General features: G+C 68.9%; 12 protein-coding genes and 1 pseudogene. 10 read left to right on the top strand and 3 right to left on the bottom strand.

All coding sequences use genetic code 11. The features are described 5' to 3' along the window. Positions 1-191 precede the first annotated feature (191 nt). From mnmA to AC0KXF_RS02305, 9 genes are all read left to right on the top strand, one after another. Complete coding sequence (gene mnmA / locus AC0KXF_RS02345) at positions 192-1,358, top strand: tRNA 2-thiouridine(34) synthase MnmA (RefSeq protein WP_473107668.1); 1,167 nt, start codon at positions 192-194, stop codon at positions 1,356-1,358. A gap of 38 nt (positions 1,359-1,396) precedes the next feature. Beyond that, entirely contained in the window at positions 1,397-3,739 is a 2,343-nt protein-coding gene (ligA, locus tag AC0KXF_RS02340; RefSeq protein ID WP_473107667.1) for an NAD-dependent DNA ligase LigA, read from the top strand. A gap of 156 nt (positions 3,740-3,895) precedes the next feature. Next, positions 3,896-4,579, top strand: a complete 684-nt coding sequence (locus AC0KXF_RS02335; protein ID WP_473107666.1) for a DNA-3-methyladenine glycosylase I — start codon at positions 3,896-3,898, stop codon at positions 4,577-4,579. Further along, the gene (locus AC0KXF_RS02330; RefSeq protein ID WP_473107665.1) at positions 4,569-5,033 is read left to right on the top strand and encodes a hypothetical protein; all 465 of its coding nucleotides are present in this window, start codon (positions 4,569-4,571) and stop codon (positions 5,031-5,033) included. The genes AC0KXF_RS02335 and AC0KXF_RS02330 overlap by 11 nt, the downstream gene beginning before the upstream one ends. Before the next feature lie 65 nt (positions 5,034-5,098). Next, positions 5,099-5,434 carry an Asp-tRNA(Asn)/Glu-tRNA(Gln) amidotransferase subunit GatC gene (gene gatC, locus AC0KXF_RS02325; protein WP_473107664.1) on the top strand — a complete coding sequence of 112 codons (336 nt, stop codon included), beginning with the start codon at positions 5,099-5,101 and terminating at the stop codon, positions 5,432-5,434. Positions 5,435-5,443: 9 nt separating this feature from the next. Continuing rightward, complete coding sequence (gatA, locus tag AC0KXF_RS02320) at positions 5,444-6,979, top strand: Asp-tRNA(Asn)/Glu-tRNA(Gln) amidotransferase subunit GatA (protein ID WP_473107663.1); 1,536 nt, start codon at positions 5,444-5,446, stop codon at positions 6,977-6,979. Then, positions 6,979-8,493, top strand: a complete 1,515-nt coding sequence (gatB, locus tag AC0KXF_RS02315; protein ID WP_473107662.1) for an Asp-tRNA(Asn)/Glu-tRNA(Gln) amidotransferase subunit GatB — start codon at positions 6,979-6,981, stop codon at positions 8,491-8,493. The genes gatA and gatB overlap by 1 nt, the downstream gene beginning before the upstream one ends. Positions 8,494-8,538: 45 nt before the next feature. Beyond that, positions 8,539-8,862, top strand: coding sequence for a putative quinol monooxygenase (locus AC0KXF_RS02310; protein WP_473107661.1), 324 nt, complete (start codon positions 8,539-8,541; stop codon positions 8,860-8,862). A 156-nt stretch (positions 8,863-9,018) separates the two neighbouring features. Beyond that, positions 9,019-10,170 carry a glutathione S-transferase C-terminal domain-containing protein gene (locus AC0KXF_RS02305; RefSeq protein WP_473107660.1) on the top strand — a complete coding sequence of 384 codons (1,152 nt, stop codon included), beginning with the start codon at positions 9,019-9,021 and terminating at the stop codon, positions 10,168-10,170. 52 nt (positions 10,171-10,222) lie between these two features. On the opposite strand, the pseudogene glpK reads toward AC0KXF_RS02305, so the two are convergent. The 3 genes and pseudogenes from glpK to AC0KXF_RS02290 form a co-directional block, all read right to left on the bottom strand. Continuing rightward, a pseudogene (glpK, locus tag AC0KXF_RS02300) lies at positions 10,223-11,737 on the bottom strand (glycerol kinase GlpK). Between the two features lie 137 nt (positions 11,738-11,874). After that, positions 11,875-12,624: an MIP/aquaporin family protein gene (locus AC0KXF_RS02295; RefSeq protein WP_473107658.1), complete on the bottom strand. Its 750-nt coding sequence runs from the start codon at positions 12,622-12,624 to the stop codon at positions 11,875-11,877. Positions 12,625-12,749: 125 nt separating this feature from the next. Further along, positions 12,750-14,471 (bottom strand): glycerol-3-phosphate dehydrogenase/oxidase, encoded by a 1,722-nt coding sequence (locus AC0KXF_RS02290; protein WP_473107657.1) that lies wholly within the window; start codon positions 14,469-14,471, stop codon positions 12,750-12,752. 107 nt (positions 14,472-14,578) lie between these two features. Between AC0KXF_RS02290 and AC0KXF_RS02285 the strand changes: the two genes are divergently transcribed. Beyond that, positions 14,579-15,556, top strand: a complete 978-nt coding sequence (locus AC0KXF_RS02285; protein WP_473107656.1) for a sugar-binding transcriptional regulator — start codon at positions 14,579-14,581, stop codon at positions 15,554-15,556.

The following is a 15,556-nucleotide window of genomic DNA, read 5'->3' as shown; positions in this document are numbered from 1 at the left end:
GCAGCCCCCGTGCCGACCGGTACTCCTCGGGCGGATCGGCGCCCTCGCCCGCCCCTCAGGTGCCGTCGAGATACGAATTTTGCAGGCGGATCCGCCGTCCTGCATGCGAAACCCGTATCTCGATGGGTCGTGTGCGAGAGAGATCCTCGGCTCGTAGGCGGCGGAGACGGAGAGCGCGTAAAATGGTCCGGATGAAGATTCTGGCGGCGATGAGCGGGGGCGTGGACTCCGCGGTGGCGGCGGCGCGGGCCGTCGAAGCGGGGCACGATGTGGTGGGGGTTCACCTCGCACTCAGTCGCATGCCCGGCACGCTGCGCACCGGCTCCCGCGGCTGCTGCACGATCGAGGACGCGATGGACGCCCGCCGTGCCGCGAACCTGCTCGGCATCCCCTTCTACGTGTGGGATCTCAGCGAGCGGTTCAAGGAGGACGTGGTCGACGACTTCATCGCCGAGTACGCCGCCGGTCGCACCCCCAACCCCTGCATGCGCTGCAATGAGAAGATCAAGTTCGCAGCCCTGCTCGACAAGGCGATCGCGCTCGGCTTCGACGCCGTCGCGACGGGTCACTACGCCACGCTCGAGGAGGGGCCGAACGGCCGCGAGCTGCACCGTGCGAGTGCCTGGGCGAAGGATCAGTCGTACGTGCTCGGCGTGCTGACCGAGCGGCAGCTCGCGCACTGCTATTTCCCGCTGGGAGACACACCCTCGAAAGAGTTGATCCGGGCGGAGGCCGAGGATCGCGGGCTGCAGGTCGCGCAGAAGCCCGACAGCCATGACATCTGCTTCATCCCCGACGGCGACACACGGGGCTGGCTCTCGGAGCACCTCGAACGTGAGCCGGGCGAGATCCTCGACGAGTCAGGGGAGGTGGTCGGCAGGCACGACGGCGCGCACGGGTACACCGTGGGGCAGCGTCGCGGGCTGCAGCTCGGCCGCCCGGCGCCCGACGGGCAACCCCGATACGTGCTGTCGATCCGCCCCGTCTCCAATCAGGTCGTCGTCGGCCCGAAGCAGAGCCTCGCCATCGGGCGCATCGCCGGCGGCCGGTTCAGCTGGGCGGGCGACCCCGGTTTCGACGTGAGCGATTCCTTCGACTGCGAGGTGCAGATCCGGGCGCACGCCGACCCGGTGCCCGCGCGGGCGAGGCTGGAGCCGATCGTCGAGTCCGAGCGCACCGAGCAGCATCGTGCCGACGCCACTCACGAGGTGGTCGTGGATATCGATCTGGAGCGGGCCGAGCCGCTGCTTGGAGTCGCCCCGGGGCAGACGGCGGTCATCTATGTCGGCACCCGGGTGCTCGGTCAGTTCACGATCGATCGCGCGCTGCCGGCGACGGCGCGCGAGATGTCGTCGTGACCCGCGCAAATGTCGGGGGTCGCTTCTAGACTTGAGGCGTGAACGAGAACACGCAGATCCCGACCGACTTCGATGATGCTCGCGCCGAGGCCGAGCGCCTCAGCGGTGAGATCGAGCGCCTGCGGCGCGCATATTACTCTGAGGCGACGAGCCTCGTCTCCGACGCCGAGTACGACGAGATGTTCCATCGCCTCGAAGCGCTCGAGCGCGCGTACCCCGAGCTCGCGGGGCAGGACAGCCCGACGCGCGAGGTGGGCGCCGCTGTCGTCTCGGCCGGGTTCCCCGAGCACGAGCACGCCGAGCGCATGCTCAGTCTCGACAACGTCTTCTCGATCGACGAGTTCCGAGAGTGGGCCGAGAAGACGCGGGCCGCGGCGGGGCGGGATGTGCGATGGCTCTCCGAGCTGAAGATCGACGGCCTGGCGATCAGCCTCGCCTACCGGAACGGCGTGCTCGAGACGGCGACGACGCGCGGCGACGGCCGGGTCGGGGAGGACATCACGGAGAACGTCGAACTGATCCCCGTGATCCCGCGCGAACTGCGCGGCGACGGCATCCCCGAGTTCTTCGAGGCGCGCGGCGAGGTATTCCTCAGCCGAGAAGACTTCGAGGCGCTCAACGAGCGTCAGCACGAGTTGCAGCGCGAGTTCGCGGCTGAGCAGCGGGCGAAGGGAGTGCCCGATGAGCGCATCACGATCCGCTACCCGGAGTTCGCGAATGCGCGCAATACCGCCGCGGGCAGCCTGCGCCAGCGAGCCGAGAAGAAGAGCGCGGCTGAGCGCGCGCTGATGCGGGATCGGCTGGGGCGGCTCTCGCTCTACGTGCACGGCATCGGGGCCTGGCAGCACCCCGACTTCGAGAACCAGTCGGACGCCTACCGTCTGCTCGGCGAGTGGGGGTTGCCGGTGTCGCCCCACTCGCGCGTGTTCGACACGATCGATGAGGTGGCCGCGTTCATCGCCGATCGCGGCGAGCATCGGCATGATGTGGAGCACGATATCGACGGCATCGTCGTGAAGGTCGATGAGCTCGAGCTCCACGCCGAACTGGGGGAGACGAGCCGCGCTCCGCGCTGGGCGATCGCATACAAGTACCCGCCCGAGGAGGTGCACACGCGTCTCATCGACATCCGGGTGGGCGTCGGCCGCACGGGGCGGGCGACGCCGTACGCGGTGATGGAGCCGGTGAAGGTCGCGGGTTCGACGGTGCGACAGGCCACGCTGCACAACCAGCAGGTGGTCAAGGCGAAGGGGGTGCTCATCGGCGACACCGTCGTGCTGCGTAAGGCGGGCGACGTGATCCCCGAGGTGCTCGGCGCCGTGCTCGAGCTGCGCGACGGCAGTGAGGTCGAGTGGCGCATGCCCGAACGCTGCCCAGAGTGCGGAACGCCCCTGCGGCCCATGAAGGAGGGCGACATCGACCTGCGCTGCCCGAACGCGCGAGCGTGCCCTGCCCAGGTGCGCGGTCGTGTCGAGCACATCGGATCGCGCGGGGCGCTCGACATCGAGGTGCTCGGCGAGATCACGGCCGCAGCGCTCACGCAGCCCGAGACCCCGTCCCAGCCCCCGCTCGAGACCGAGGCCGGGCTGTTCGACCTGACCCTCGACGAGCTCGTTCCCATCACGGTCATCGTGCGCGACAGCGAGACCGGTGAACCCGTGATCGACGAGGAGACGGGCGAGGCGCGCAGGCGCTCTCCGTTCCAGCGGGTCGTGCTCGCCTATCCGCCCGAGGCCGAGGGGCTCGATGCGACCGCGCGTCGGAAAGCGGGGTACCGCAAGAACCACCGGGTGATCCTGCCCTCGAAGGACGCCGAGACCTTCCTGGCCGAGCTCGAGAAGGCGAAGACGAAGCCGCTGTGGCGACTGCTCGTCGCCCTGAACATCCGCCACGTCGGCCCGGTCGCTGCGAGGGCCCTCGGAGACTGGTTCGGATCGCTCGACGCCATCCGCGCGGCCTCGGTGGAGGAGCTCTCGGAGGTCGACGGAGTGGGCGGCATCATCGCGGAGTCGCTCAAGGAGTGGTTCGAGGTCGACTGGCATCGCGAGATCGTGGATCGGTGGGCGGCCGCCGGAGTGCAGTGGGCCACGCCCGGCCATCCCGGTCCCGGAGCGGCCGCCGCCGAGGGAGGGGTGCTGGCCGGGCTGACGGTGGTCGCCACCGGGTCGCTCGAGGGGTTCACCCGAGACGGGGCGAAAGAGGCGATCATCCAGGCGGGCGGGAAGGCGGCCTCGAGTGTCTCGAAGAAGACGGACTACGTGGCCGCCGGGCCGGGAGCCGGGTCGAAGCTGGCGAAGGCCGAGGAGCTCGGCATCCCGGTGCTGAACGCCGAGCAGTTCGGCGTTCTCGTCACGGAGGGTCCCGACGCTCTCGACCTCTGACGGGGCTCTGCTCAGCTTCACCCCGCGGGTGAAAACTCATGCGAGTTATCCACATTAGTCGTTTTTCGTTCCGGGCCGATCCTCGTCGTTCACTAAAGTGAGGTCTCAGCGGGCTCGATGCAACGCCCGAATCGAACACCTCGGAAGGGAACGACGATGCTTCAGAAGACCCCGCCGCCCGTTCGCGCCGAATGGGCCGGGCAGGACCCCCTGCTCACCGATTACTACGACGCCGAGTGGGGGATGCCGGTGACCGACGACGCGGGGGTCTTCGAGCGTCTGAGCCTCGAAGCGTTTCAGGCCGGGCTCGCCTGGATCACGGTACTGCGCAAACGGGAGGCGTTCCGGGCCGCGTTCGCGGGTTTCGATCCCGAGCGGGTCGCCGTCTTCGACGACGCCGCCGTCGAGCGGCTGCTCGCCGACAGCGGCATCATCCGCAACCGACGCAAGATCACGGCCACCATCGAGAACGCCCGCGCGGCCCTCCGCCTGCGCGAGGAGACGGGGGAGGGCCTCGCGCAGCTGGTCTGGTCGTACATGCCGGAGCGCACGCCGACCCCCGAGACCGACGCCGCCGTGCCCCGCACCTCGGCCGAGTCCGCCGCTCTCGCGAAAGAACTCAAGCGCCGCGGGTTCAAGTTCGTGGGCCCGACCACCGTCTACGCGCTCATGTGCGCCATCGGCGTCGTCGACGCGCACCTGCTGAGTAGCCACCGCCGCGGCTGTTCTGGGCTCTGGCACCCGGACGGCGCGCGCAGGGCGGCCCCCGAGTTCGGCGCCGCGCAGAAGGAGGGCGGAGCTGGCGGCGCGGGCAGGTATGGTGCGGGATATGACTCCTGACACCTTCCGAGAGCATCCGGTGCGTTGGATCCTCGCCGCGCTTGTGCTGCTCCCGCTGCTCACCATGATCGGAACCTACGCCTGGGTGCATCACGCGAACAACCGTGTCGCGCGGCATATCGAACAGCGGCTGCTCGATCTGCCGCTGCCGCCCGGCGCAGAGCTCGTCGACTCCGTCTGGGCAGCGCAGCGCCTGGCCGGCGCCGGGAACGGAATGGAGTACTACGGGGCCTTGCTGATCCGCAGCGATCACAGTGTTGCCGGTCTCCAGGTGTACTACTCGGCGCAGCCGGGCGACCAGTACGTCAGCGCGGCAGACGATGAGCTCCTGCACCGCCGGACGCTGCTGTTCGAAGACGAGCACGATCTTCAGCAGCCGGGCCTCTTCTTGGTCATCGCATCGGGGGAGGCCCCGAACGAGCTGCACCGGCAGCTCGATCTCCGGGGGCACTGAGGCTCGCACCGAGCCCGCCTCGGTAGGATGGTGTGGTTCACCTCTTCACCACACGATGGAGCAGCATGCCTGACACCCCCGCGGCAGTATCTGCCGGGGCGAGCGGCGAGATCACGGCGGAGACCGTGCAGCATCTCGCCGGCCTCGCCCGGATCGCCCTCACCGATGCCGAGATCGAATCGCTCACCACCGAGCTCGACTCGATCCTCACCAATATCGCCAAGGTCAGCGAGGTCGCACGCGAGGACGTGCCCGCCACGAGCCACCCGATCCCGCTGAGCAACGTGACGCGCCCCGACGAGGTCGCCGATGTGCTCACCCGTGAGCAGGCTCTGGCGAACGCGCCCGAGGCGAGCGAGGGCATGTTCCGGGTTTCGTCGATCCTCGGTGAAGAGCAGTAGGGGGCCGCGATGAGTGAACTGATTGCACTGACCGCGGCCGAGCTGGCCGCGAAGCTGTCCTCCGGGGAGGTTTCCTCCGAGGAGGCGACGCGCGCCCACCTCGACCGCATCTCCGCGGTTGACGGAGAGCTGAACGCCTTCCTCGCCACCGATGCCGAGGCGTCCCTCGCCGCCGCTCGCGACATCGATGCGCGCCGTGCCGGAGGGGAGTCGCTCGGCGAGCTCGCCGGCGTGCCGCTCGCCGTGAAGGACGTGCTGGTGACCACCGACATGCCCTCCACCTCGGGTTCGAGGATTCTCGAGGGCTACCGCTCGCCCTACGACGCGACCGCGGTCGCCAGGGCGCGGGCAGCCGGCCTCATCAACATCGGCAAGACCAACATGGACGAGTTCGCGATGGGCTCGTCGACCGAGAACTCCGCGTACGGCCCCACCCGCAATCAGTGGGACGCCGAGCGTGTACCCGGCGGCTCGGGCGGCGGCTCGGCCGTGGCGGTCGGCGCCTTCGAGGCCCCGCTCGCGCTCGGCTCGGATACCGGCGGCTCGATCCGGCAGCCCGCCGCGCTCACGGGCACCGTGGGCGTCAAACCGACGTACGGCGGCGTCAGCCGCTACGGCGCGATCGCACTCGCCTCCTCGCTCGATCAGATCGGACCGTGCGCGCGCACCGTGCTCGACACCGCACTGCTGCACGACGTGATCGCGGGTCACGATCGGCACGACTCGACCTCGCTCGACTTCGCCTGGCCCTCGATGGCCTCCGCGGCACGCGGTGGCGCCGATCCCTCCACGCTCAAGGGGCTGCGCGTCGGTGTGGTGAAGCAGCTCATGGTCGACGGCCTGCAGGCGGGCGTCAAGGCCCGCTTCGACGAGGCGCTCGCGCTCCTCGCCGAGCAGGGCGCGGAGGTCGTCGAGATCGACGCCCCCCACTTCGAGTACGCGGTCGCCGCCTACTACCTGATCCTCCCCGCGGAGGCCTCCAGCAACCTCGCGAAGTACGACTCCGTGCGCTTCGGCCTGCGCGTCACGCCCGAGGGAGGCGGCACGGTCGAGAGCGTGATGAGCGAGACCCGTGCCGCCGGCTTCGGCACCGAGGTGAAGCGACGCATCATCCTCGGCACCTACGCCCTCTCGGCCGGTTACTACGATGCGTACTACGGCAGTGCACAGAAGGTACGCACGCTCATCCAGCGCGACTTCGCCTCCGCTTTCGAACAGGTCGATGTGATCGCGTCTCCGACGGCGCCCACCACCGCCTGGAGGCTCGGCGAGCACGCGGGCGACCCGATGCGGGATTACTTGAACGACGCCACGACCATCCCCGCGAACCTCGCCGGGCTCCCCGGTCTCAGCCTGCCCATCGGCACCGCGAGCGAGGACGGCCTGCCCGTCGGCCTGCAGCTCATGGCGCCGGCGTTCGAGGACGCGCGCCTGTACCGCGCGGGGTCGGCGATCGAGGGCCTCATCGCTCAGCGAGACGGCTCGCCGTTCTGGGCTCAGGCCCCTTCCCTTGCAGGCGCACCGACCGGAGAGGCGGCGAACTGATGGCCAAGACCAAGCTGATGGACTTCGACAAGGCGCTCGAGCTCTTCGAGCCGGTGATCGGCCTCGAGGTGCACGTCGAGCTCAACACCAAGACGAAGATGTTCTCGTCGGCGCCCAACGCGTTCGGCTCCGACCCCAACACCAACCTGACCCCGGTGTGCCTCGGCCTGCCCGGCGCGCTGCCCGTGGTCAACGAGCAGGCGGTGCGTCACTCGATCAGCCTCGGGCTGGCGCTCGGCTGCGAGATCGCCGAGGTCTCGGGCTTCGCCCGCAAGAACTACTTCTACCCCGACATGGCGAAGAACTACCAGATCTCGCAGTACGACGACCCGATCGCGCACGACGGCTCCGTCGAGATCGAGATCGCCTCCGGCCGCGTCGTGCACGTGCCGATCGAGCGGGCGCACATGGAGGAGGACGCCGGCAAGCTCACCCACGTGGGCGGGTCGACCGGACGCATCCAGGGCGCCGAGTACTCGCTCGTCGACTACAACAGGGCGGGTGTGCCGCTGGTCGAGATCGTCACCCGCCCCGTCTTCGGCGGTGAGGCCGATACTCCCGAGATCGCGGCGGCCTACGTGGCGACCATCCGCGAGATCGTGATCGCCCTCGGCATCTCCGACGCGCGCATGGAGCGCGGCAACCTGCGCTGCGACGCCAACGTCTCGCTGCGTCCCCGCGGCAACGAGGGCGCCGGTATGTCGGTGCTCGGCACGCGCACCGAGACCAAGAACGTGAACTCGCTGCGCTCGATCGAGCGCGCGGTACGCTTCGAGATCCAGCGCCAGGCGCAGATCCTCGCGGACGGCGGTTCCATCACCCAGGAGACCCGTCACTGGCACGAGGACACGGGGGAGACCTCTCCCGGCCGCCCGAAGAGCGACGCCGATGACTACCGCTACTTCCCGGAGCCGGATCTGGCGCCGCTGACGCCGTCGCGAGAGCTGGTCGAGGAGCTGCGGGCCGCGCTGCCCGAGCACCCGACGCTGCGGCGTCGTCGCCTACGCGATTCCTGGGGCTTCTCGGCACTCGAGTTCCAGGACGTCATCAACGCCGGGCTGCTCACCGCGATCGAGTCCACGGTCGAGGCGGGCGTGCCGCCGCAGACCGCTCGCAAGTGGTGGACCGGGGAGATCGCGCGCATCGCGAACGAGCGCGCGGCTGCCCCGACCGACCTCATCACCCCGCAGCAGATCGCCTCGGTCGTGGAACTCGTCGATGCCGGTACCCTCAACGACAAGCTCGCTCGTCAGGTGATCGCCGGCATCATCGACGGCGAGGGCACCGCCTCCGAGATCGTCGAGGCGCGCGGGCTCGCGATCGTCTCCGACGACGGCGCACTCATCGAGGCCGTCGATGCGGCGCTCGCCGAGCAGCCCGACGTGCTCGCGAAGATCCGCGACGGCAAGGTGCAGGCGGCCGGTGCCATCATCGGCGCCGTGATGAAGGCGATGCGCGGCCAGGCCGACGCGGCTCGCGTGCGCGAGCTCGTGCTGGAGCGGGCTGCGGAGTAGCTCGTCCGCGTGACGACGCCCGGTACGGGCAGAGAGGCAACACATATGTACTTCATCGTGGTGAAATACCAGGTCAAGCCCGAGTTCGCAGAGGTGTTCATCGAGCGCACCGCCGAGTTCACCGAGGCCACCCGCGCCGAGCCGGGCAACCTCTGGTTCGAGTGGTCGCGCAGCGTCGAGGATCCGAACGAGTTCGTGCTCGTCGAAGCGTTCCTCGACGACGACGCAGCGAGTGCGCACGTGAACTCCGAGCACTTCCCGAAGGGGCTCGAGGCGATGCGCCCGTTGCTCGTCAGCACCCCGAGGATCGTATCTCGCAAGGTCGAAGGCAGCGGGTGGGACGAGATGGGCGAGCTCAAGATCAGGTGACCGCGTCGGCCCCGCGGGTCGAGCCGTTCCCGCCCGCAGCGCGGGTCGGCGGCGCCGGACCTCGCCGGATCCGGATCCGGCTCCCGTAGACTCGGAGGACCGGATCCGCGCCGCGGGCGTTGCCCGCGCGGCGCACCGTCACCGAGGAGGCATGCCATGTCAGACACCGCTGAAGCCGACAGTACCGCAGCGAACGAGGGGGAGCACTCGACCCGGGGCTCATACGTGACGAGCGGGGCCGAGTTCACGCGCGACACCAACTACATCGAGGATCGGATCGTCGCCGACCCGGCTGCGGTGCGGGCGCTTCCCGCGCCGCCGCCGTCGAAGATCGGAACGCTGGGCTACGGACTCCGCGAGGGCGCCGAGGCCTGGCCCGTGGAACCGGGTCGCTATCGGCTGATCGCGGCGAACGCGTGCCCGTGGGCCAATCGCACCGTGATCGTACGGCGTCTGCTGGGACTCGAGGATGCGCTCTCGCTGGGCCGCCCGGGCCCGACCCACGACGCGCGATCCTGGACCTTCGATCTCGACCCCGACGGGCGCGACCCCGTGCTCGGCACGGAGCGTCTGCAGCAGAACTATTTCGCCCGCTTTCCCGCATATCCGCGCGGGATCACGGTGCCCGCGATCGTCGACATCCCGAGCGGTGGAGTGGTGACGAACGACTACCCGCAGATCACGCTCGACTTCTCGACCGAGTGGCGCGAGTTCCACCGCGAGGGCGCCCCCGACCTGCTGCAGGGACGCTTCGATGAGATGCGCCCCGTGATCGAGCGGGTGTTCACGGAGGTCAACAACGGGGTCTACCGATGCGGCTTCGCCGGCAGCCAGGAAGCCTACGACGCCGCCTACGCACGGCTGTGGGAGGCCCTCGACTGGCTCGAGGAGCGGCTCGCCACGCGTCGCTACCTCATGGGCGGCACGATCACGGAGGCCGACGTGAGACTGTTCACCACGCTGGCCCGGTTCGATCCGGTCTATCACGGGCATTTCAAGACGAATCGGAACAAGCTCGCCGAGATGGATAACCTCTGGGGCTACGCGCGCGATCTCTTCCAGACCCCCGGCTTCGGCGACACGATCGACTTCGTGCAGATCAAGCAGCACTACTACATCACGCACGAGGACGTGAATCCGACACGGATCGTGCCGGCGGGGCCGGAGCTCGGCAACTGGCTCGATCCTCACGGGCGCGAGCGCCTCGGGGGAGAGCCGTTCGGCGACGGCACGCCTCCCGACGAGGTGCTGGAGAGCGAGCGGATCGCCGCCGGACACAACCCGCTGTATCCGCTCGACGCCGGGTAGACGCACCGAAGGGCTCGGGGACCGCCGGTCCCCGAGCCCTTCTCAGGCGCGACTAGTTGACGTCCTCGTCCACCCAGTCCATCGACTTGGTGACCGCCTTGCGCCAGTTGCGCAGCTGACGGTCGCGCTCTGCGCCGTCCATCTCGGGCTCCCAGCGCCGATCCTCCTGCCAGTTGGCCGAGAGGTCGTCGAGGCCGTTCCAAAAGCCGACCGCGAGGCCCGCGGCGTAGGCTGCGCCGAGCGCGGTCGTCTCGGCGACCACGGGGCGCACCACCGGCACACCGAGCACGTCGGCCTGGAACTGCATGAGCGCATTGTTCGCGACCATGCCGCCGTCGACCTTGAGCTCGGTGAGGTCGACCCCGGCGTCGGCGTTGACCGCGTCGAGCACGTCGCGCGTCTGGAAGGCGACCGCCTCGAGCGCGGCGCGAGCGATGTGGCCCTTGTTCGCGTAGCGGGTGAGGCCCACGATGGCGCCGCGGGCGTCGGGGCGCCAGTAGGGAGCGAACAGACCGGAGAAGGCCGGCACGATGTAGACGCCGCCGTTGTCGGGCACGCTCGCCGCGAGCTCCTCGACCTGGGGAGCGGATTCGATGATCCCAAGCTGATCGCGCAGCCACTGGATGAGCGAGCCCGTCACCGCGATCGAACCCTCGAGCGCGTAATGCGTGGGTGCATCGCCGAGCTTGTAGCCGACCGTGGTGAGCAGTCCGTTCTTCGAGTGGACGATCTCCTCGCCCGTGTTGAAGATGAGGAAGCAGCCCGTGCCGTAGGTGTTCTTCGACTCGCCGGCCTGGAAGGCCGCCTGTCCGAAGGTGGCCGCCTGCTGGTCGCCCAGAATGCCGGCGATGGGAGTCTCGCGGAGCAGCGACGAGTCCTCGGCGTGGCCGTAGACCTCGGAGGACGACTTGATCTCGGGCATCATCGAGCGCGGCACGCCGAAGACCTCGAGGATGTCGTCGCGCCACTCGAGCGTCTCGAGGTCCATGAACAGGGTGCGCGATGCGTTGGTGACGTCGGTGGCGTGCACGCCGCCGTCGACGCCGCCGGTGAGGTTCCACAGCACCCAGCAGTCCGTGGTGCCGAAGAGCAGGTCGCCGGCGTCCGCGGCCTCGCGAGCGCCCTCGACGTTCTCGAGGATCCAGGCGATCTTGGTGCCCGAGAAGTAGGTCGCGAGGGGCAGGCCGACGATGTCCTTGAACCGGTCGGTGCCGCCGTCTGCTGCGAGGCGGTCGACGATGTCCTGCGTGCGCGTGTCCTGCCACACGATCGCGTTGTACACCGGCTTGCCGGTCTTCTTGTTCCAGACGACCGCGGTCTCGCGCTGGTTGGTGATACCGACCGCCGCGATGTCGTGGCGGGTGAGGTCGGCGCGGCCGAGCGCGATGCCGATCACCTCCTGCACGTTCTGTCAGATCTCGGATGCATCGTGCTCGACCCAGCCGGCCTGCGGCATGATCTGCTCGTGCTCCTTCTGGCCGACGGAGATGATGGATCCCGCGCGGTCGAAGATGATGGCACGGCTCGAGGTCGTGCCCTGATCGATGGCGATGACGTACTTGGACATGGAGTTCCTTTCGAAGCGGCGAGGCGGCGGTGCGTCGCCGTGGTGGGAGGAGAGACGGCCATGGACCTCCGGGGCCGTCTCTCCGCTGAGATCGGTGCTGCTGGGGCCGGGGCCTCAGCCCCGGCCTCGACGAGCGGTTACGCCAGCGAGAGCAGCGCGGGAGCCGCGAAGGCCGCGATCGCGCCGCCCACGAGCGGGCCGAAGACCGGCACCCACGAGTAGCCCCAGTCGCTGCCGCCCTTGCCCTTGATCGGCAGGATCGCGTGAGCGATGCGGGGGCCGAGGTCACGGGCGGGGTTGATGGCGTAGCCGGTGGGGCCACCGAGGGATGCGCCGATGCCGACGACGAGCAGAGCGACGGGCAGCGCGGTCAGCGGTCCGAGGCCGCCGGGCACGCCCACGTTGACGTCGCCGTAGTCGGCGAACGCGAGGATCACGAACACGAGTACGAACGTCGCGATGACCTCGGTGACGAAGTTGGCTCCGTACGAGCGGATTGCCGGACCCGTCGAGAAGACGCCGAGCTTCGCCGCGGCATCGGGTTCATCGTCGAAGTGCTGCTTGTACGCGGCCCAGCAGAGGATCGCGCCGATGATCGCGCCGATCATCTCCGCGGCGAACGCCACGAAGAACATCGGGGCGTCGATGGTGCCGGCGATCCAGAGACCGAGTCCGACGGCCGGGTTGATGATCGCGCCGGAGTAGGCGGAGGCGAGCACGCCCGCGAAGACCGCGAGGCCCCAGCCCCAGTTCACCATGAGGAACCCTCCGGCATTGCCCTTGGTCTTGGCGAGTGCGACGTTCGCGACCACGCCGCAGCCGAGCAGTACCAGCATCGCGGTTCCGACCAGTTCGGAGAGGAAGTACAGTCCGAGATTGATTTCCATTGTTGTCTCCATTGACCTTTCGGGTGCACCTCACCCGCGCCGCCGTGGCGCTTCGGAGGAGAGAGTAGGGAGTAGAGAAGTGAATCCGAGCCGGGGATCCGGCCCGACGAAGGGGAGCGAGTCGCTCACCCGCTGATGAATGACCCTCCCTTCGACGGATCGATACGATGCGCTTCTCGCAGCAGTTCGATCGTGCGTTCCACCTCTGCCGCGATCGTACCCTCATTCCACCCGAGAGCGGGAGCGATCGCGTTCGCGGCGGCGCGCACGCGCTCCTCGGTGAGTCCGCCGACGAAGGCGATCGAGGTGCGCCGCAGCAGCAGATCGTCGAGGTGCACGACCTGCTCGGTCGCGGCGAGGTGGGCGAGTTCGGCTGCGGTGTAGCCGGGAAGCTCGGGCAGTTCGGGATCCTGCTCGGGCGTGGCCGCGAGCACCTCGGTGGCGCGGGTGCCGTATCGGTCGAGGAGCACGGCGACGCGCCCGCGGTCACGGCCGTCCGAGTGCGCAGCGAGCCAGCGCAGGCGAGCCGCCGCGTCGACCGGATAGCCGTCGCCGCCGCCGATGGCGAGCTTCTCGGTGTTGAGGCGCCGCTGCTTGCCGAGGTGCGCCATCGCCTCGTTGGAGAGGTGCTCGGCGAGGGCGCGGAATGTGGTCCACTTGCCTCCCACCAGGCTGAGCACCGGCACTGAGCGGTTCTCGGTGGGCACGATGCGGTAGTCGCGCGAGACGAAGCCGGGGGCGGTGTCGTCGTGCCGGGGAAGCGGGCGGATGCCCGAGAAGGAGTAGACGATGTGCGAGCGGTCGACCGAGATCTTCGGGAAGACGTGGTGCACGAGGTCGAAGAAGTAGTCGACCTCCTCCTCCGTGCAGACGACGGGCTTCGACGGATCGGCATCGATGTCGGTCGTGCCGACGAGCACCCGGTTCTTGAGGGGGTAGATCAGCACGATGCGGCCGTCGGAGTGCTCGAAGAAGATCTCTCGACCGCCGGTCGCAGCGAGCAGTTCGGGGTGGTCGAGTACGATGTGGGAGCCCTTGGTGCCGCCCATGTAGCGCGTGGTGTCGCCGAGCGCCTCGTTCGTGATGTCGGTCCAGGGGCCGCTGGTGTTGAGCACCAGGCGCGCGGTGAAGTCGAACTCCTCGCCCGTGGTCTCGTCGCGCAGCCGCACGCCGTTCTCGGCGCTGCCGACCGCCGGCAGGTAGTTCGCGGCCCGGGCGCGGTCTCCGCCGGCGAGCAGACCGTCGTTCAGCACGTCGAGCGCGAGGCGCTCGGGATCGTGCATCGAGGCGTCGTAGTAGGTCGCGGTGTACTTGAGGTTCGAATTGAGCTGCGGCAGCTCCTTGAGCGACTCGCGGCGTCCGAGGAAGCGGTGACGCGGTACCTGCCCGCCGCCGCGCGAGAATGTGTCGTAGATCATCAGGCCGATCTTGATGAGCGCGGCACCGCGCTCGTTCGGCTTCCCCCGGCCGTGGGTGACGAGCAGACGGAACGGCGCGGAGAGGATGCCCGAGAAGGTCGAGAAGATCGGAATCGTGGTGCGCAGGGGCTGCACGTAGTGCGGTGCGTTGCGTACGAGACGGTTGCGTTCGGTCACCGACTCCTTGACGAGGCGGAACTCGCCGTTCTCGAGATAGCGGATGCCGCCATGCACCATGTGGCTGGACGCCGACGATGCCCCGGAGACGAAATCGCCTCGCTCCACGAGGGCGACGTCGATGCCCTGCAGTGCCAGTTCGCGGAAGGTCGCGATGCCGTTGATGCCGCCGCCGATGATGAGCACGTCCGCGTGCGGTCGCGCGCGAAGCTGCTCGACTGACGGGCGAGAGATTGCTGTGCGCTCGTTCATTTCCAGAACCTTTCGAGTCTGTTTCCGCCAGAATGCTCCACTCGTGAACCGAATTGCAAAGTAGTTGCACATATGTGCAGAATGATGTCGGAACGGAGGCTCGACACATGGTCGGACGGCAGAGTCCTGCGAAAACGCGCGATGCACTGCGTGCGGCGCAGCTCTACTATCAGCAGAACCTCACCATGGAGGCGATCGCCGAGGACCTGCGGGTCTCCCGATCCTCCGTCTCCCGGCTCCTGGCGCACGCCCGCGCGACGGGCCTCGTGGAGATCCGCATCCATTCGCCCCAGGAGGCGCGCTCCCGGATCGAGCAGCGCTTCTCCGAGAGGTACGGGATCGCCGCCCACGTCGTGCCCGGCTCGGAGCGCCAGTCCGAGAACGAGCGCCTGGAGCGCACGGCCCAGGCCGCGGCTCAGCTCATCGCGACGGCGGTCGTTCCCCGCACCACCATCGGCGTGGCCTGGGGATCCACCACCAGCGCGGTGGCGCGCAGTCTCGGGCGCAAGCCCACCGCCGAGACGCGAGTGGTGCAGATGAACGGAGCCGCGAACGGGCGCACGACCGGCGTCTCGTACGCGACTGGACTGCTCGGCGGTTTCGCGAACGCGTTCTCCGCGGAGGTCTTCGAGTTCCCCGTGCCCGCGATCTTCGACGACCCTGCCACGCGCACTGCGCTGTGGCGCGAGCGCGCAGTGAGCCGGGTGATCGATCTGCAGGCCGCCGTCAACCTGTTCGTCTTCGGACTGGGGTCCCGCATCGGCGACCCCAGGTCCCATATCTACTCGGGCGGATACCTCGGCGCCGACGATCTGCGTGCTCTCGTGGAGCAGAGCGTGGTCGGGGACTGCGCCACGGTGTTCTACCGATCCGACGGCCGCACCGAGGGCATCCCGCTGAACGAGCGCTCCAGCGGGCCGCCCTTCGACGTGGTGCGCCGCATCCCGCAGCGCCTCTGCGTCGTGTCGGGCGCGGCCAAGCGGGACAGCCTGCGCGGTGCTCTGGCGGCGGGCATCATCACCGACCTCGTCGTGGACGAGAGTCTCGCCCGACAGGTGCTCATGGCCGAGAGCGCCGCGGCGTGA

This window comes from Leucobacter holotrichiae (genome assembly GCF_055791005.1).
The sequence above is the reverse complement of the archived record's forward strand: the minus strand, read 5'-3'. Positions and strand labels throughout refer to the sequence as shown.